Source organism: Pseudomonas sp. SWI44, assembly GCF_002947915.1.
GTDB classification, from domain to species: domain Bacteria; phylum Pseudomonadota; class Gammaproteobacteria; order Pseudomonadales; family Pseudomonadaceae; genus Aquipseudomonas; species Aquipseudomonas taiwanensis.
In genome coordinates, this window is record NZ_CP026674.1 from 4,421,769 (window position 1) to 4,440,221 (window position 18,453).

The following is an 18,453-nucleotide window of genomic DNA, read 5'->3' on the forward strand; positions in this document are numbered from 1 at the left end:
CATGGCTAGCATTCCTACTATTTCCTTCGACGCCATCATCATCGGTGGCGGCGGTGCCGGCATGCGCGCAGCGCTGCAGCTGGCGCAAGGCGGTCACAAGACTGCCGTGGTCACCAAGGTGTTCCCGACCCGTTCGCACACCGTTTCCGCCCAGGGTGGCATCACCTGCGCGATCGCTTCGGCCGACCCGAACGACGACTGGCGCTGGCACATGTACGATACCGTCAAGGGCTCCGACTACATCGGTGACCAGGACGCTATCGAATACATGTGTCAGGAAGGCCCGGCTGCGGTCTTCGAGCTGGACCACATGGGTCTGCCGTTCTCGCGTACCGAAACCGGCCGTATCTACCAGCGTCCGTTCGGTGGCCAGTCCAAGGACTTCGGCAAGGGTGGCCAGGCTGCCCGTACCTGCGCCGCTTCCGACCGTACCGGTCACGCGCTGCTGCACACCCTGTACCAGGGCAACCTGAAAGCCGGTACCACCTTCCTCAACGAATACTACGCCGTTGACCTGGTGAAGAACCAAGACGGCGCGTTCGTGGGTGTGATCGCGATCTGCATCGAAACCGGCGAAACCCTGTACATCAAGTCCAAGGCCACCGTACTGGCCACTGGCGGTGCGGGCCGTATCTATGCCTCCACCACCAATGCCCTGATCAACACCGGTGACGGCGTGGGCATGGCTCTGCGTGCTGGCGTGCCGGTGCAGGACATCGAAATGTGGCAGTTCCACCCGACCGGCATCGCCGGTGCCGGTGTACTGGTCACCGAGGGTTGCCGCGGTGAGGGTGGTTACCTGATCAACGCCCACGGCGAACGCTTCATGGAGCGTTATGCGCCGAACGCCAAAGACCTGGCTGGCCGCGACGTGGTCGCCCGTTCCATGGTCAAGGAAATCATCGCCGGCAATGGCGTGGGCCCGAACAAGGACCACGTACTGCTGAAGCTGGACCACCTGGGCGAGGAGGTGCTGCACAGCCGCCTGCCAGGTATCTGCGAACTGTCCAAGACCTTCGCCCACGTCGACCCTGTGGTCGCGCCGGTACCGGTCATCCCGACCTGCCACTACATGATGGGCGGCATCGCCACCAACATCCACGGCCAGGCCATCACCATGGATGCCGAAGGCAACGACCAGATCATCCCAGGTCTGTTCGCCGTAGGTGAAGTGGCGTGCGTATCGGTTCACGGTGCCAACCGTCTGGGCGGCAACTCGCTGCTCGACCTGGTGGTATTCGGCCGCGCTGCCGGTCTGCACCTGGAGAAGGCGCTGACCGAAGGCGTCGAGTACCGCGATGCCAGCGACACCGACGTCGATGTTGCACTGAACCGCCTGAGCAAGCTGAACGAGCGCACCACCGGTGAAGACGTCGCCAGCCTCAAGCGCGAGCTGCAGAGCTGCATGCAGAACTACTTCGGTGTGTTCCGTACTGGCGAATACATGCAGAAGGGTATCGAGCAGCTGGCTGGTCTGCGTGACCGCATCGCCAACGTCAAGATCAACGACAAGTCCCAGGCCTTCAACACCGCGCGTATCGAAGCGCTGGAGCTGCAGAACCTGCTGGAAGTTGCTGAAGCTACCGCCATCGCGGCCGAAGCCCGTAAAGAGTCCCGCGGCGCTCACGCCCGTGAAGACTTCGAAGACCGTGACGACGAGAACTGGCTGTGCCACACCCTGTACTACCCGGGTGAGAAGCGCGTTGCCAAGCGTGCAGTCAACTTCGCGCCGAAGACCGTACCGGCCTTCGAACCAAAAGTCCGGACTTACTAAGGGTGGCCGCCATGTTGCAAGTTGAAGTTTATCGTTACAACCCGGACACCGATTCGGCACCGAAGATGCAGACCTTCCAGGTCGACACCGGTGGCAAGGATCTGATGGTCCTGGACGTACTGGCACTGATCAAGGAGCAGGACGAAGGTTTCTCCTATCGTCGCTCCTGCCGTGAAGGCGTTTGCGGTTCCGACGGCATGAACATCAACGGCAAGAACGGCCTGGCGTGCATCACGCCGCTGTCCTCTGTCGTAAAAGGTAACAAGCTGGTTCTGCGTCCGCTGCCAGGTCTGCCGGTTATCCGTGACCTGGTCGTCGATATGAGCATCTTCTACAAGCAGTACGAGAAGGTGAAGCCGTTCCTGCAGAACGATACTCCGGCTCCGGCCATCGAGCGTCTGCAGTCGCCGGAAGAGCGTGACAAGCTGGACGGTCTGTACGAGTGCATCCTGTGCGCGTGCTGCTCGACCTCCTGTCCTTCGTTCTGGTGGAACCCGGACAAGTTCCTGGGTCCCGCCGCTTTGCTGCAGGCCTATCGCTTCCTGGCTGACAGCCGTGACACCAAGACTCAGGAGCGCCTGGCGTCCCTGGATGACCCGTTCAGCGTATTCCGCTGCCGCGGGATCATGAACTGCGTAAACGTTTGCCCGAAGGGTCTGAACCCAACCAAGGCGATCGGTCACGTACGTAACATGCTGCTGCAAAGCGGCACCTGATCCAAACGTTGTACCTGCAGTAAGCCGAGGTGCGGGTGGTGAGCCCGCACTGAGGTAAAACCCGAGCAAGGGCTCAAAAAGCCCGCGCTCATTACCTATGAAGATATGAGACCAGCAGGGGCTTCCGGGCTGGTACCCGGAAAATCAGCAGGATCCAGGTGGCGTGGTTCAGTCGCTGTGTTCGGACTTTTCCAGGTTTGCTGTGGCTCTCGCCGATCAGTCCCCTAACCGAGGGTGACCAAGCATGCAAGAAAGCGTGATGCAGCGCATGTGGGAAAGCGCCCACCTTTCAGGTGGTAACGCTGCATATGTGGAAGAGCTTTATGAGCTCTACCTGCACGACCCTAACGCTGTGCCAGAAGAGTGGCGCACTTACTTCCAGAAGTTGCCCGCCGACGGCAGCACCGCTACTGATGTATCGCACTCGACAATCCGCGACCATTTCGTACTGCTGGCAAAGAACCAGCGCCGCGCCCAACCGGTGTCCGCCGGGAGCGTGAGCAGTGAACACGAGAAGAAGCAGGTTGAAGTTCTGCGACTGATCCAGGCCTATCGTATGCGCGGCCATCAGGCTGCCAAGCTCGACCCCTTGGGGTTGTGGCAGCGCCCTGCGCCCGTAGACCTGTCGATCAATCACTACGGCTTGACCAATGCCGATCTTGATACGACCTTCCGTGCCGGCGACCTGTTCATCGGCAAAGAGGAAGCGAGCCTACGTGAAATTTTCGAGGCGCTCCAGAAGACATATTGTCGCACCATTGGCGCCGAGTTCACCCACATCGTCGATTCCGAGCAGCGCAGCTGGTTCCAGCAGCGCCTGGAAAGCGTCCGCGGTCGTCCGGAATTCTCCGCCGACGTGCAGGCTCACCTGCTCGAGCGCGTGACCGCCGGTGAAGGCCTTGAGAAGTACCTGGGCACCAAGTACCCGGGCACCAAGCGTTTCGGCCTCGAAGGTGGTGAAAGCCTGATCCCGATGCTGGACGAAATGATCCAGCGTTCCGGCTCCTACGGCACCAAGGAAGTTGTGATCGGCATGGCCCACCGTGGCCGTCTGAACGTCCTGGTGAACACCTTCGGCAAGAACCCGCGCGAGTTGTTCGACGAGTTCGAAGGCAAGAAGATGAACGAGCTGGGCTCCGGTGACGTGAAGTATCACCAGGGCTTCTCCTCCAACGTGATGACCCCCGGTGGCGAAGTTCACCTGGCCATGGCGTTCAACCCGTCCCACCTGGAAATCGTCTCGCCAGTGGTGGAAGGTTCGGTGCGCGCCCGTCAGGACCGTCGTAACGACACCGTGGGCGACAAGGTTCTGCCGATCTCGATCCACGGTGACGCTGCGTTCGCCGGTCAGGGCGTGGTCATGGAAACCTTCCAGATGTCGCAGACCCGCGGTTTCAAGACCGGCGGTACCGTGCACATCGTGATCAACAACCAGGTCGGTTTCACCATCAGCAACCCGCTGGACTCGCGTTCCACCGAGTACGCCACCGACGTCGCCAAGATGATCCAGGCGCCGATCCTGCACGTGAACGGTGACGATCCGGAAGCCGTGCTGTTCGTGACCCAGCTGGCCATCGACTACCGCATGCAGTTCAAGCGTGACGTGGTCATCGACCTGGTCTGCTACCGTCGTCGCGGCCACAACGAGGCCGACGAGCCGAACGGTACCCAGCCGCTGATGTATCAGCAGATCAGCAAGCAGCGCACCACCCGTGAGCTGTATGCGGATGCCCTGATCCAGGCTGGTCGCATCGACGCCGAGCGCGCTCAGGCCAAGGTCGACGAGTACCGCAACGCCCTGGACAACGGTCTGCACGTGGTCAAGAGCCTGGTCAAGGAGCCGAACCGCGAGCTGTTCGTCGACTGGCGTCCGTACCTGGGCCACGCCTGGACCGCGCGTCACGACACCCGCTTCGACCTCAAGACCCTGCAGGAGCTGTCGGCCAAGTTGCTGGAGCTGCCGGAAGGCTTCGTGGTTCAGCGTCAGGTAGCGAAGATCTACGAAGACCGCCAGAAGATGCAGGCCGGAGGCTTGCCGATCAACTGGGGTTACGCAGAGACCATGGCGTACGCCACCCTGCAGTTCGAAGGTCACCCAATCCGTATGACCGGCCAGGACATCGGCCGTGGCACCTTCTCGCACCGCCATGCAGTGCTGCACAACCAGAAGGACGCCAGCACCTACGTACCGCTGAAGAACCTGTTCCCAGGCCAGCCGAAGTTCGAGCTGTACGACTCCTTCCTTTCGGAAGAAGCCGTTCTGGCCTTCGAATACGGCTACTCGACCACCACGCCGAACGCGTTGGTGATCTGGGAAGCCCAGTTCGGTGACTTCGCCAACGGTGCGCAAGTGGTGATCGACCAGTTCATCACCAGTGGCGAGCACAAGTGGGGCCGTCTGTGCGGTCTGACCATGCTGCTGCCACACGGCTATGAAGGGCAGGGCCCGGAGCACTCCTCCGCGCGTCTGGAGCGTTACCTGCAGCTGTGCGCCGAGCACAACATCCAGGTTTGCGTACCGACCACTCCAGCCCAGATCTACCACCTGCTGCGTCGTCAGGTCATTCGTCCGCTGCGCAAGCCGCTGATCGTGCTGACACCGAAGTCGCTGCTGCGCCACAAGCTGGCCGTGTCGACCTTGGAAGACCTGGCCGAAGGCTCGTTCCAGACCGTGATCCCGGAAATCGACAACCTCGATCCGGCCAAGGTCGAGCGCCTGATTCTGTGCGGTGGCAAGGTTTACTACGACCTGCTGGAAAAACGCCGTGCCGAAGGCCGCGAAGACATCGCCATCGTGCGTATCGAGCAGCTGTATCCGTTCCCTGAGGATGACCTGGTGGAAATCCTGGCGCCGTACACCAACCTCAAGCATGCGGTCTGGTGCCAGGAAGAACCGATGAACCAGGGCGCCTGGTACAGCAGCCAGCACCACATGCGCCGTATCCTGGGCCGCCACAACAAGGCACTGGTTCTGGAATACGCAGGTCGCGACGCTTCCGCCGCACCCGCTTGTGGTTACGCATCGAAGCACGCCGAACAGCAGGAAAAACTGCTGCAAGACGCCTTCACTGTCTAACGCCATCGCGCACACGAAACCGAATTTAAGGAAACACTGATAATGGCTATCGAGATCAAAGCCCCAACCTTCCCGGAATCGGTCGCCGACGGCACCGTTGCTACCTGGCACAAGCAGCCGGGCGACGCCGTCAAGCGTGACGAGCTGATCGTCGACATCGAAACCGACAAGGTGGTCCTGGAAGTCCTGGCCACCGCCGACGGCGTGCTGGGTGCCATCGTCAAGGGCGAGGGCGACACCGTCCTGTCCGACGAAGTGCTGGGTTCGATCGTTGAAGGTGGCGCTGCCGCCGCCGCTCCGGCTGCTGCTCCGGCCGCCGCCGCTGCCCCTGCCGCCGTTGCAGCCGATGCGGGTGAAGACGACCCGGTCGCCGCACCTGCCGCACGCAAGCTGGCTGAAGAGAACGGCATCGACCTGGCTACCGTTGCCGGCACCGGCAAAGGCGGTCGCATCACCAAGGAAGACGTAGTTGCCGCAGTTGCCAACAAGAAGTCGGCTCCTGCCGCTGCTCCGGCTGCCAAGCCGGCTGCCGCTGCCGCTGCTCCGGTCGTCGTCGCTGCTGGCGACCGCACCGAGAAGCGTGTACCGATGACCCGCCTGCGTGCCAAGATCGCCGAGCGTCTGGTCGAAGCCCAGTCGAGCATGGCCATGCTGACCACCTTCAACGAAGTCGACATGACCGAAGTCATGGCCCTGCGTTCGAAGTACAAGGACCTGTTCGAGAAGACCCACAACGGCGTGCGCCTGGGCTTCATGTCCTTCTTCGTCAAGGCTGCCACCGAGGCCCTGAAGCGCTTCCCGGCCGTCAACGCCTCGATCGACGGCAACGACATCGTCTACCACGGCTATGCTGACGTCGGCGTTGCCGTCTCCAGCGACCGTGGTCTGGTGGTTCCGGTCCTGCGTAACGCCGAGTCGATGAGCCTGGCTGAAATCGAGAACGGCATCGCCACCTTCGGCAAGAAAGCCCGTGACGGCAAGCTGGCCATCGAAGAGATGACCGGCGGCACCTTCACCATCACCAACGGTGGTACTTTCGGCTCGATGATGTCGACCCCGATCGTCAACCCGCCGCAGGCCGCGATTCTCGGCATGCACAACATCATCCAGCGTCCGATGGCCATCAACGGCCAAGTGGTCATTCGCCCGATGATGTACCTGGCACTGTCCTACGATCACCGCCTGATCGACGGCAAGGAAGCGGTCACCTTCCTGGTGACCATCAAGAACCTGCTGGAAGATCCGTCTCGCCTGCTGCTGGACATCTAACCCTCTGGCTGCTTACCGTTCGGCCCCGGCTTCGAGAGAAGCAGGGCCGCGCGGTTCGCGGCTTGTAGCTTGTAGCTGATAAGGAATCTTTTATGACCCAGAAATTTGACGTAGTGGTAATTGGTGCAGGTCCTGGCGGCTATGTGGCTGCCATCAAGGCCGCACAACTTGGTCTGAAGACTGCCTGTATCGAGAAGTACACCGACGCCGAGGGCAAGCTGGCCCTGGGCGGCACCTGCCTGAACGTAGGTTGCATTCCTTCCAAGGCGCTGCTGGACAGCTCCTGGAAATACAAGGAAGCCAAAGAGAGCTTCAACGTCCACGGTATCTCCACGGGTGAAGTGAAGATGGACGTCGCCGCGATGGTTGGCCGCAAGGCTGGCATCGTCAAGAACCTGACCGGTGGCGTTGCCACGCTGTTCAAGGCCAATGGCGTCACTTCGATCCAGGGCCACGGCAAGCTGCTGGCTGGCAAGAAAGTCGAAGTCACCAAGGCTGACGGCACCACCGAAGTCATCGAAGCCGAAAACGTGATCCTGGCCTCTGGCTCGCGTCCGATCGACATTCCGCCGGCTCCGGTCGACCAGAACGTCATCGTCGACTCCACCGGCGCCCTGGAATTCCAAGCTGTGCCTAAGCGCCTGGGCGTGATCGGCGCCGGTGTCATCGGTCTGGAACTGGGTTCGGTCTGGGCTCGCCTGGGCGCTGAAGTCACCGTCCTGGAAGCCCTGGACACCTTCCTGATGGCTGCCGACACCGCCGTCTCGAAAGAAGCCCAGAAGACCCTGACCAAGCAAGGCCTGGACATCAAGCTGGGCGCTCGCGTCACCGGCTCGAAAGTCAACGGCAACGAAGTCGAAGTGACCTACACCGACGCCAACGGCGAGCAGAAGATCACCTTCGACAAGCTGATCGTCGCGGTCGGCCGTCGTCCTGTGACCACCGACCTGCTGTCGGCTGACTGCGGTGTGAACATCGACGAGCGTGGCTACATCTTCGTCGACGACTACTGCGCCACCAGCGTTCCTGGCGTCTATGCCATCGGTGACGTGGTGCGCGGCATGATGCTGGCACACAAGGCCTCGGAAGAGGGCATCATGGTCGTCGAGCGCATCAAGGGCCACAAAGCCCAGATGAATTACGACCTGATTCCATCGGTCATCTACACCCACCCGGAAATCGCTTGGGTCGGCAAGACCGAACAAGCCTTGAAGGCCGAGGGTGTTGAGGTTAACGTAGGCACCTTCCCGTTCGCGGCCAGCGGCCGTGCAATGGCAGCCAACGACACCGGTGGTTTCGTCAAGGTCATCGCCGATGCCAAGACCGACCGCGTCCTGGGCGTGCACGTGATTGGCCCATCGGCTGCCGAACTGGTACAGCAGGGCGCAATCGCGATGGAATTCGGCACCAGTGCCGAGGATCTGGGCATGATGGTCTTCAGCCATCCGACCCTGTCCGAAGCGCTGCATGAAGCAGCGCTGGCAGTGAATGGCGGCGCCATTCACGTGGCCAACCGTAAGAAGCGTTAATTATAAGAAACCACGGCGGGCTGCCCGTCGTGAGTCTTGCGTGCATGACTCACCGCGGAACGTCCGCCGGACCGAACTACATGGGATAACCCGGGGTTAACGGTCACAGGTGGTGCGGCGCCAGCAATGGCGCAGCGCCGAAGCGCAGTACCTAACGAAGACGGTAAAAAGCATGAATCTTCACGAGTATCAGGGTAAGCAGCTGTTCGCTGAATACGGCCTGCCAGTTTCCAAGGGTTTCGCTGTCGACACCCCTGAAGAAGCTGCAGAAGCCTGCGACAAGATCGGCGGTTCGGAGTGGGTCGTCAAAGCCCAGGTCCACGCTGGCGGTCGCGGTAAAGCGGGCGGCGTAAAGCTGGTTCGCAGCAAGGAAGACGCCAAGGCGTTCGCTGCGCAGTGGTTGGGCAAGAATCTGGTGACCTACCAGACTGACGCCAACGGTCAACCAGTTTCCAAGATCCTGGTCGAATCCTGCACTGACATCGCCAAAGAGCTGTACCTGGGCGCTGTCGTCGATCGCTCGAGCCGTCGTATCGTGTTCATGGCCTCCACCGAAGGTGGCGTGGACATCGAGAAAGTCGCTCACGAAACTCCTGAGAAGATCCTCAAGGCTACCATCGATCCGCTGGTCGGCGCTCAGCCGTTCCAGGGTCGTGAGCTGGCGTTCCAGCTGGGTCTGGAAGGCAAGCAAGTTCAACAGTTCGCCAAGATCTTCGTCGGTCTGGCCAAGCTGTTCAAGGATCACGACCTCGCCCTGCTGGAAGTGAACCCGCTGGTCATCAAGGCCGACGGCGACCTGCACTGCCTCGATGCCAAGATCAACATCGATGCCAACGCCATGTACCGTCAGCCTAAGCTGAAGACCTTCCACGACCCGTCGCAAGACGACGCCCGTGAAGCCCACGCTGCCAAGTTCGAACTGAACTACGTAGCCCTGGAAGGCAACATTGGCTGCATGGTCAACGGTGCCGGTCTGGCCATGGGTACCATGGACATCGTCAACCTGCACGGTGGCAAGCCAGCCAACTTCCTGGACGTTGGCGGCGGCGCCACCAAAGAGCGCGTGACCGAAGCGTTCAAGATCATTCTGTCGGACAGCAATGTCGCGGCCGTTCTGGTCAACATCTTCGGCGGCATCGTTCGCTGCGACATGATTGCCGAAGGCATCATCGGTGCAGTGAAAGAAGTAGGCGTTAAGGTTCCGGTCGTCGTTCGCCTCGAAGGCAACAACGCCGAACTGGGCGCTAAAGTACTGGCAGAAAGCGGTTTGAACATCATTGCGGCCACCAGCCTGACCGACGCTGCTCAACAAGTTGTCAAAGCTGCGGAGGGCAAGTAATGAGCGTCCTGATCAATAAAGACACCAAAGTCATCTGCCAGGGCTTCACTGGCTCGCAGGGTACTTTCCACTCCGAACAAGCCATCGCCTACGGCACCAAGATGGTTGGCGGCGTTACTCCGGGCAAGGGTGGCACTACCCACCTGGGCCTGCCGGTGTTCAACACCGTCAAGGACGCTGTCGAAGCCACTGGCGCCGAAGCCTCGGTGATCTACGTTCCGGCTCCGTTCTGCAAAGACTCGATCCTGGAAGCTGCCTTCGCCGGCATCAAGCTGATCGTCTGCATCACCGAGGGTATCCCTACCCTCGACATGCTGGACGCCAAGGTCAAGTGCGACGAGCTGGGCGTACGTCTGATCGGCCCTAACTGCCCAGGTGTCATCACCCCGGGCGAGTGCAAGATCGGCATCATGCCAGGCCACATCCACCTGCCAGGCAAGGTTGGTATCGTTTCCCGTTCCGGCACCCTGACCTATGAAGCGGTCAAGCAGACCACCGACGCCGGCTTCGGCCAGTCGACCTGCGTCGGTATCGGCGGCGACCCGATCCCAGGCTCGAACTTCATCGACATCCTGAAGCTGTTCCAGGAAGACCCGCAGACCGAAGCGATCGTCATGATCGGTGAGATCGGCGGTTCGGCTGAAGAAGAGGCTGCTGCCTACATCAAGGCCAACGTCACCAAGCCTGTCGTTTCCTACATCGCTGGTGTTACCGCTCCTGCGGGCAAGCGCATGGGTCACGCTGGCGCCATCATTTCCGGCGGCAAGGGCACTGCGGACGAGAAGTTCGCCGCCCTGCAGGACGCAGGTGTGAAAACCGTGCGTTCCCTGGCTGACATCGGCAAGGCCCTGGCCGAGCTGACTGGCTGGGAAATGAAGAAGTAATACGCTTTACCCCCCACGCGCACAGAGGCCACCTTCGGGTGGCCTTTGTCGTTATGAGGGGGAGGTCTTTTCTCGGTGCGGAAAATTCGATCGCCTCGATCAGGTTTTTCCACCAGACATTTGCCCGATTCAGCAATAAATTATCGCCTGAGACAGATATCCAGACGACAAACACATACGCACATCGGACAAGCAGCACTGTATCAGTGCGTTTGCCCGGTAAAACGGTTAATCTACGCGCTCACTCTGTGCCCGTACCCCAAAAGGGAACGACACGCTAAACGGGTCTGGCCTACCAAGCCGGGCAGCATTTCCCTCACCCATTGGGAAATCCCCTCTCGAATCCCGATTTCAGCAGTGTGGTACTTCCTTAAAATGAAAGTGTTAAAAGGCCAGGATATCCTGGCGCTTGGCTTTATGACGTTTGCGCTTTTCGTAGGCGCCGGCAATATCATCTTCCCGCCCATCGTCGGCCTGCAGTCGGGTCCGCATGTATGGATGGCGGCCCTGGGCTTCCTGGTTACAGCGGTTGGCCTGCCGGTGATCACCGTGGTTGCCCTGGCCAAGGTCGGTGGTGGCATGGACGCGCTGAGCAGCCCGATCGGCAAGTTCTTCGGTGGCTTACTGGCAGCCGTGTGCTACCTGTCGGTCGGCCCGCTGTTCGCCACCCCGCGCACCGCGACCGTGTCGTTCGAAGTAGGCGTGGCGCCGCTGACCGGTGAAAGCCCCATGGCGCTGTTCATCTACAGCCTGGTGTACTTCGTGGTGGTACTGGCCGTGTCCATGTACCCTGGCAAGTTGCTCGACACGGTCGGCCGCTTCCTCGCCCCGCTGAAGATCATTGCCCTGGCGGTGCTGGGCATCGCCGCGTTCGCGCTGCCGGCCGGCACCATCGGTGAGGCGCAGCCCGCCTATGCCGCTGCCGCGTTCTCCAAAGGCTTCTCCGATGGCTACCTGACCATGGATACCCTCGGTGCGTTGGTGTTCGGTATCGTGATCGTCAACGCCATTCGCTCGCGTGGTGTCGAGTCGCCTAAGTTGATCACTCGCTATGCCATCATTGCGGGCCTTATCGCCGGTGTCGGCCTGGCGTTGGTCTACGTCAGCCTGTTCCGCCTGGGTGCGGGCAGTCATGAGATCGCGGCGGGCGCCACCAACGGTGCGGCGGTACTGCACGCCTATGTGCAGCACACCTTCGGCTCGCTGGGCAGCGGTTTCCTGGCCGTGTTGATCGCCTTGGCGTGCCTGGTGACCGCGGTCGGCCTGACCTGTGCGTGTGCCGAGTACTTCAGCCAGATTCTGCCGTTGTCGTACCGTGCATTGGTGGTGATCCTGGCGGGCTTCTCGCTGCTGATCTCCAACCTTGGCCTGACCAAGCTGATCATGTTCTCGATCCCGGTGCTGACCGCGATCTACCCACCGTGCATCGTGGTGGTAGGCCTGAGCTTCGTGAAGGATCTGTGGAATTCGCCGACTCGCATCCTGGCGCCGGTCATGCTGGTATCGCTGGTGTTCGGTATCGTCGATGCAATCAAAGGCAGCAGCATCGCCCACGTACTGCCGGACTTCATGGCTCACCTGCCGTTCAGCGACGAGGGCATGGCCTGGCTGGTGCCTTCGGTCCTGACCCTGGCAGGCGCCGTGGTCTGCGACCGTATGCTGGGCAAGCCGCGCGAGGCGCTGGCCTGATGTGTTGAAGCCTGATCGCGGCACCGGCCACAAGCCATAGGGTGTTGCCAGAGGCCCAGACCTGAAGCCCCGTGTCCGAGAGGATGCGGGGCTTTTGTTTACATCGAGTGGCATCGGCAGAAAAACATTTTGACCCGACGGTGTGCCTTTCCGGGCTTGCAGGCGTCGAAATGCCGTCTCTATTCTTTGTGCACCTGGCGTTCGGGAACTCTGCATGAACTTCATTCAAAGCAACATCTACAACCTGCTGGCCATCGGCTGGTTTGCCCTGTGTTGGGGAGGCTATACCCGTTACGCCATCTGGAAGGGCCGTGATACGGCGTGCCTGGCCAGTGTCCTGCATTTGTATCGCGAGGACTGGATGCGCCGCATGCTGCTGCGTGACAACCGTATCGCGGACGCCAGTGTGATCGGCAATCTTGAGCGCAATGCCTCGTTCTTCGCCTCCAGTACGCTGATCATCCTGGCCGGCATCCTTACGGTGCTCGGGGCGTCGGATCGGGCGCTGTCGTTGCTGGCCGACCTGCCGTTGGTCCAGCAGACATCGCAAGGCATGTCGGAAATCAAACTGTTATGCCTGGCGATGGTGTTCGTCTATGCATTCTTCACGTTCAGTTGGTGCATGCGCCAGTACAACTTTGCCGCCGTACTCGTCGGCTCGGCACCGATGATCGGTGAGCGCCTGGTCAACGAGTTGGAGCGAAAGGCGTTTGCTTCGCGTGCCGCACGCGTGCTGTCGCTGGCGGCCAACCAGTTCAACTTTGGTCTGCGCTCTTACTACTTCGGCATGGCCATGCTCAGCTGGTTCATCAGCCCGTGGTTATTCATGGTCATGAGTGTGGGGGTTGTGTTGATTCTGTACCGTCGAGAGTTTCATTCCGATGTATTGGAAGTGATGGTATTCACGCCGACGGAAAGCGCCCCGGTAGAAGTGGGTAAAGAAAGTTCCACTACCAGTGCCTGAAACGTTTAATCCATAAAAGATACATACAAAAAAACCCGACAGTGTCGGGTTTTTTTGTTGGGACCGATTACTGCTTGGCAGGTTCGGCCGGGGTAGCAGGCGCAGCTTCTGGAGCCGGGGTGGCAGGAGCGGCTTCTTCAGCAGCTTTCTGCTCAGCTTCGGCCTGATCTTTGGCGGCTTCGGCGTTTTCCTTGGCAGCCTCGTTCATCTTATCCTGAGCTTCGCCCATTTTTTCCTGGGCTTGCTCGGCGTGTTGCTGTGCGTCCTGGGCTTTGTCTTCGCTCGCTTTATCGCAAGCAGCCAGGCCCATGGCAGCAGCCAGCATCAGAGCAAAAGCAAAAGGTTTACGCATGGGGGTGTTTCTCCTTGGTGGAATAAGTGACTTGTTCCTTCGAGTTCAACGGTGCGGAATAAGTTCCGCAAAGGTTACAGATATATAAAAGTTTGTTCCATATAGACTTTTTACCGATTTTATGCCGCTGCGGCATTGATCATGGACTGCGCCTATGAGCGATACAACCTTGATGGCCATGGCCGAGCGATTTCTTTCGGCGTTGAAACATTGCCAGGTTTTACAGATGCGGGTTGCGCATGCCGACAGCGACGGCATCACCTTGGTATTACCCTGGTCGAAGGCCATCGTCGGCAATCCGCAGACCGGCGCCGTACACGGTGGCGCGCTGACCACCCTGATGGATACCACGTGCGGCATGGCCACGCTGTGCGTCCTTCCACGCTTCGAAGTCTGTCCGACCCTGGACCTGCGAATCGACTACATGCACCCAGCCGCGGCGGGCAAGGACATCCATGGTCATGCCCAGTGCTACCGCGTGACCCGTGACGTGATCTTCACCCGGGGCACTGCCTACCAGGATGATCCCGACCGACCTATCTGCCAGGTGGTGGGTACCTTCATGCGCCTTGGGCAGGACATAAAAGGCGGGCTTCATTTCGGTAACAGCCTCAGGGAGAAAGACGCATGATTCCACGGGATGTCCGCCAGCGGTTGAACGAGGCCCATGCCGTGGGTGACTACCGGCCATTGCTGGCCCTGATCCCCTACGCTGGCCTGATCGGCATCGAATGCCAGCGCGACGGCGAGGACCTGCTGTTTCGCCTGCCAGCCAATCCGGACAACATCGGGAACCCCTTGCTGCCAGCCATTCATGGTGGGGTGATCGCAGGTTTCATGGAGCTGTCCGCGGCACTTTACCTGCTGATCTACAGCGAGAGCGCGAGCATTCCCAAGATCATCGATTTCTCCATCGACTACCTGCGTGCCGGGCATTTTCGCGATACCTATGCGCAGTGTCAGTTGTGGCGCCAGGGCCGTCGCGTGACCAATGTCGCCATCACCGCCTGGCAGGGCGATCGCCAGTCGCCGATTGCCACGGCTCGTGCGCATTTCAAGATCGAACCGGAAAAGCCCTTGAAATCATCCGGGCAGCCCCCATCTGCATGACATCCGCCGTTAATGCAGGCCGATTCGGCTGCCAGGCGCCAACTGCCATCAGATCGGAGTTTTGAAGACCATGACTGTGGAAACACAAAAGGAAACCCTGGGCTTCCAGACCGAGGTAAAGCAGCTGCTGCACCTCATGATTCACTCGCTGTACTCGAACAAGGAGATCTTCCTCCGTGAACTGATCTCCAACGCCTCCGATGCCGCCGACAAGCTGCGTTTCGAAGCGCTGGCCACGCCTGATTTGCTCGAAGGTGACGCCGATCTGAAGATTCGCCTGAGCTTCGACAAGGACGCTCACACCATTACCCTGGAAGACAACGGTATCGGCATGAGCCGTGAAGATGTCATCGCGCATCTGGGGACCATTGCCAAGTCGGGCACCGCCGACTTCATGAAGAACCTTAGTGGTGACCAGAAGAAGGACTCGCACCTGATCGGTCAGTTCGGCGTGGGCTTCTACTCCGCATTCATCGTCGCCGACAAGGTCGATGTGTTCAGCCGTCGCGCTGGCCAACCGGCTTCCGAGGGCGTGCATTGGTCCTCCAAGGGCGAAGGCTCGTTCGAAGTCGCTACCGTGGACAAGGCCGAGCGCGGCACGCGCATTGTCCTGCACCTGAAAAAAGGTGAGGAAGAGTTCGCCGATGGCTGGCGCCTGCGCAACCTGGTCAAGAAGTACTCCGACCACATTGCCTTGCCGATCGAACTGCCTAAGGAGCAGGCTGGCGCCGAAGGCGAGGAGAAGCCAGCTGTCGAGTGGGAAACCGTCAACCGCGCCAGCGCCCTGTGGACCCGTCCGCGTACCGAGATCAAGGACGAGGAATACCAGGAGTTCTACAAGCACATCGGCCACGATTTCGAGAATCCGCTGGCCTGGAGCCACAATAAGGTCGAAGGCAAGCTGGAGTACAACTCGCTGTTGTACGTGCCGGCCCGCGCACCGTTCGACCTGTACCAGCGTGAAGCGCCACGCGGCCTGAAACTGTACGTGCAGCGCGTGTTCATCATGGACCAGGCTGAGTCGTTCCTGCCGTTGTACCTGCGCTTCATCAAGGGCGTGGTCGACTCCAACGACCTGTCGCTTAACGTTTCGCGGGAAATCCTGCAGAAGGACCCGATCATCGACTCGATGAAGTCGGCGCTGACCAAGCGTGCGCTGGACATGCTGGAGAAGCTGGCCAAGAACGAGCCCGAGCAGTACAAGAGCTTCTGGAAAAACTTCGGCCAGGTGCTCAAGGAAGGCCCGGCCGAGGACTTCGCCAACAAGGAGAAGATCGCCGGCTTGCTGCGCTTTGCCTCCACCCAGGACGACAGCGGCGAACAGACCGTTGCCCTGGCCGACTACCTGGCGCGCGCCAAGGAAGGTCAGGACAAGATCTACTACCTCACCGGCGAGTCCTACGCGCAGGTCAAGAACAGCCCGCACCTGGAAGTCTTCCGCAAGAAAGGCATCGAAGTGCTGCTGTTGACCGATCGCATCGATGAATGGCTGATGAGCTACCTCAGCGAGTTCGATGGCAAAGCCTTCATCGACATCGCCCGTGGCGACCTGGACCTTGGCAAGCTGGATTCGGAAGAAGACAAGAAAGCCCAGGAAGAAGTCGCCAAGGAAAAAGAAGGTCTGGTCGAGCGCCTGAAGGGTGCGCTGGGTGACAGTGTGGCCGAGGTGCGTGTTTCCCACCGCCTGACCGACTCGCCGGCCATCCTGGCCATTGGTGAGCAGGACCTGGGTCTGCAGATGCGCCAGATCCTTGAGGCAAGCGGGCAGAAGGTGCCTGAGTCCAAGCCGATCTTCGAGTTCAACCCGACCCACCCGCTAATCGAGAAGCTGGACAACGAACAGAGCGAGGACCGCTTCGCCGAGCTGTCGCATATCCTGTTCGACCAGGCCGCGCTTGCAGCCGGTGACAGCTTGAAGGATCCGGCGGCTTACGTTCGTCGCCTGAACAAGCTGTTGGTCGAACTGTCTGCTTGAGTTGATGCAAAGGAAAGCCCGCTTCGGCGGGCTTTTTTAATGGTGCAAGGAGGAATTTGATGAGCAAGGTAATCGTCGAGTCGTTGGTTTATCACCTGTCCGGCAAGGCGTACGAGAGCCGCCTGGTGTATGAACCGGGCTCGTTGCCCAAGCCTGGCCTGGTCATGGCGCCGAACTGGATGGGTATTGGCGAGGGGGCCGAGCGGATCGCCAAGGAGGTGGCCGAGAAGGGCTACGTGGTGCTGATTGCCGACCTGTATGGGCAGTCGGTGCGTCCTTCCAATGCCGATGAGGCTGGGGCGGCGATGATGCCCCTGAAGAATGACCGGGCCGAGCTGCGCAAGCGTATGCAGGAGGCGCTGGCCCAACTGCTGGGCCAGTCGAAGGCGTTGCTGGAGCCTGGCCAGGTGGCCACCTTCGGCTTCTGCTTCGGCGGTTGCTGTGCCCTTGAGCTGGCCCGCTCAGGGGCTGACCTGAAGGCGGCGGTGTCGTTCCATGGCACGCTCGATACGCCGAATCCGGAAGATGCCAAGCGCATCAAGGGTTCGGTGCTGGTGCTGCATGGTGCTTCCGACCCGCTGGTGCCGAAGGAGCAACTGCCGGCCTTCGAGGACGAAATGAACGCAGCGAAGGTCGACTGGCAATTGGTCAGCTATGGCGCGGCGGTGCATTCGTTCACTGACCCCAATGCCAATGTGCCGGGCAAGATGCAATACGATCGGCGGACCTCCGAGCGGGCTTTCCGTGCGATGCACAATCTGCTGACCGAAGTGTTCCCGCGCTGATCGCCTGTAGGAGCGGGCTTACTCGCGAAGAACTCGATGCGGTAGAGGGCACGGGCTTTGCCCGTGCTCGCGGGTATACCCGCTCCAGCAGGGGGATCGGCCGTCAGGCGGCCCTCTGTCAGCGAGGCAGTTCAATTCGCGAACTCTCCCCCGGCACCGTGGGCCAATCACCTGCAGCCCATTTGGCCCTTGCCTGTTCGATCAACTGCGGATCGCTTGCCACGAAATTCCAGTTCATCCGCCGCGGCCCATCCAGCGCAGCGCCGCCGATCAAAACGAGCTGGCAATCACCCTCGGCGTAAAGGGTGACCTCTTCACCTTCCGGTAGCACCACCAGGCTGCGCGGCTCGACTTCTGTATCCTCCATCAGCAATTCGCCTTCCAGCAGGTAAAGCGCCCGCTGCGCATGCTCGTTCGGTACCTGCAAGGTTGTGGCCGGCTGCATGTGCACATGGGCATAGAGGGTAGGGGAGAGCACTGGTACCGGCGACTCCAGGCAGAAGCCCTGGCCGGCAATCATGCAGATCCGAACCCCCATGCTATCGCTCACTGGTAGGCTGGCCGCTGGATGATGGCTATAGCTCGCCGGACCTTCCTCAAGCTCGCGGGGCGATGCGAGCCAAACCTGCAGGCCATGCAGTCGGGAGCCGTCGGTGAAGGCCTCGGCTGGGGTGCGTTCGACATGCGCAACGCCGCTGCCAGCGGTCATCCAGCTCACATCGCCGGGCTGTACGCGCTGTTCGGAGCCGAGGCTGTCCTTGTGCAGGATTTCACCCTCGAACAGGTAGGTCAGGGTAGACAGGCCGATGTGCGGGTGTTGGCGGATGTCCATGCCGCTGCCGGGTGCATACTCGGTCTCCAGCATGTGGTCGAAGAAGACGAAGGGGCCGACGCTTCGGCATTGTGCCGATGGCAAGGGGCGCAGTATCGGCTGGCCCTCGACCGATTCGGCGCGCGGGCGGATGACCAGGGGGCTGCTCATGTTGGGCTC

The 18,453-nt window shown here is 60.5% G+C and carries 15 protein-coding genes; 13 read left to right on the plus strand and 2 right to left on the minus strand.

All coding sequences use genetic code 11. The features are described from left to right. Position 1: 1 nt before the first annotated feature. The 9 genes from sdhA to C4Q26_RS20700 all read left to right on the plus strand — a co-directional run bounded on the left by sdhA (position 2) and on the right by C4Q26_RS20700 (position 13,240). The gene (gene sdhA, locus C4Q26_RS20660; protein ID WP_023381356.1) at positions 2 to 1,774 is read left to right on the plus strand and encodes a succinate dehydrogenase flavoprotein subunit; all 1,773 of its coding nucleotides are present in this window, start codon (positions 2 to 4) and stop codon (positions 1,772 to 1,774) included. 11 nt (positions 1,775 to 1,785) lie between these two features. After that, positions 1,786 to 2,490 carry a succinate dehydrogenase iron-sulfur subunit gene (locus C4Q26_RS20665; RefSeq protein ID WP_023381355.1) on the plus strand — a complete coding sequence of 235 codons (705 nt, stop codon included), beginning with the start codon at positions 1,786 to 1,788 and terminating at the stop codon, positions 2,488 to 2,490. A gap of 244 nt (positions 2,491 to 2,734) precedes the next feature. Continuing rightward, positions 2,735 to 5,566: a 2-oxoglutarate dehydrogenase E1 component gene (locus C4Q26_RS20670; RefSeq protein ID WP_023381354.1), complete on the plus strand. Its 2,832-nt coding sequence runs from the start codon at positions 2,735 to 2,737 to the stop codon at positions 5,564 to 5,566. Positions 5,567 to 5,608: 42 nt separating this feature from the next. Then, complete coding sequence (odhB, locus tag C4Q26_RS20675) at positions 5,609 to 6,835, plus strand: 2-oxoglutarate dehydrogenase complex dihydrolipoyllysine-residue succinyltransferase (RefSeq protein WP_023381353.1); 1,227 nt, start codon at positions 5,609 to 5,611, stop codon at positions 6,833 to 6,835. Between the two features lie 92 nt (positions 6,836 to 6,927). After that, a complete protein-coding gene (gene lpdA, locus C4Q26_RS20680) occupies positions 6,928 to 8,364 on the plus strand; it encodes a dihydrolipoyl dehydrogenase (RefSeq protein ID WP_023381352.1) in 1,437 nt (478 codons plus the stop codon). 172 nt (positions 8,365 to 8,536) lie between these two features. Then, on the plus strand, positions 8,537 to 9,703 hold the full coding sequence (gene sucC, locus C4Q26_RS20685) for an ADP-forming succinate--CoA ligase subunit beta (protein WP_023381351.1): 1,167 nt from the start codon (positions 8,537 to 8,539) through the stop codon (positions 9,701 to 9,703). Further along, positions 9,703 to 10,587, plus strand: coding sequence for a succinate--CoA ligase subunit alpha (gene sucD / locus C4Q26_RS20690; protein ID WP_023381350.1), 885 nt, complete (start codon positions 9,703 to 9,705; stop codon positions 10,585 to 10,587). Before sucC ends, sucD begins: the two co-directional genes overlap by 1 nt. A 375-nt stretch (positions 10,588 to 10,962) precedes the next feature. Then, positions 10,963 to 12,276, plus strand: a complete 1,314-nt coding sequence (gene brnQ, locus C4Q26_RS20695; protein WP_023381349.1) for a branched-chain amino acid transport system II carrier protein — start codon at positions 10,963 to 10,965, stop codon at positions 12,274 to 12,276. 214 nt (positions 12,277 to 12,490) lie between these two features. Further along, entirely contained in the window at positions 12,491 to 13,240 is a 750-nt protein-coding gene (locus C4Q26_RS20700; RefSeq protein WP_023381348.1) for a DUF599 domain-containing protein, read from the plus strand. A gap of 67 nt (positions 13,241 to 13,307) precedes the next feature. Here C4Q26_RS20700 and C4Q26_RS20705 read toward each other — a convergent pair whose 3' ends face one another. Further along, a complete protein-coding gene (locus tag C4Q26_RS20705; RefSeq protein WP_023381347.1) occupies positions 13,308 to 13,592 on the minus strand; it encodes a hypothetical protein in 285 nt (94 codons plus the stop codon). Between the two features lie 154 nt (positions 13,593 to 13,746). Here C4Q26_RS20705 and C4Q26_RS20710 point away from each other — a divergent pair, with 154 nt between their 5' ends. The 4 genes from C4Q26_RS20710 (at position 13,747) to C4Q26_RS20725 (ending at position 17,462) form a co-directional block, all read left to right on the plus strand. Next, positions 13,747 to 14,223: a PaaI family thioesterase gene (locus C4Q26_RS20710; RefSeq protein ID WP_023381346.1), complete on the plus strand. Its 477-nt coding sequence runs from the start codon at positions 13,747 to 13,749 to the stop codon at positions 14,221 to 14,223. Then, positions 14,220 to 14,702 (plus strand): PaaI family thioesterase, encoded by a 483-nt coding sequence (locus C4Q26_RS20715; RefSeq protein ID WP_023381345.1) that lies wholly within the window; start codon positions 14,220 to 14,222, stop codon positions 14,700 to 14,702. The genes C4Q26_RS20710 and C4Q26_RS20715 overlap by 4 nt, the downstream gene beginning before the upstream one ends. A gap of 70 nt (positions 14,703 to 14,772) precedes the next feature. Next, on the plus strand, positions 14,773 to 16,677 hold the full coding sequence (gene htpG, locus C4Q26_RS20720; protein WP_023381344.1) for a molecular chaperone HtpG: 1,905 nt from the start codon (positions 14,773 to 14,775) through the stop codon (positions 16,675 to 16,677). 59 nt (positions 16,678 to 16,736) lie between these two features. After that, positions 16,737 to 17,462 carry a dienelactone hydrolase family protein gene (locus tag C4Q26_RS20725; protein ID WP_023381343.1) on the plus strand — a complete coding sequence of 242 codons (726 nt, stop codon included), beginning with the start codon at positions 16,737 to 16,739 and terminating at the stop codon, positions 17,460 to 17,462. Positions 17,463 to 17,580: 118 nt separating this feature from the next. Here the strand turns inward: C4Q26_RS20725 and C4Q26_RS20730 are convergent, their stop codons facing one another. Next, positions 17,581 to 18,444, minus strand: a complete 864-nt coding sequence (locus tag C4Q26_RS20730; protein ID WP_104883458.1) for a pirin family protein — start codon at positions 18,442 to 18,444, stop codon at positions 17,581 to 17,583. Positions 18,445 to 18,453 lie beyond the last annotated feature (9 nt).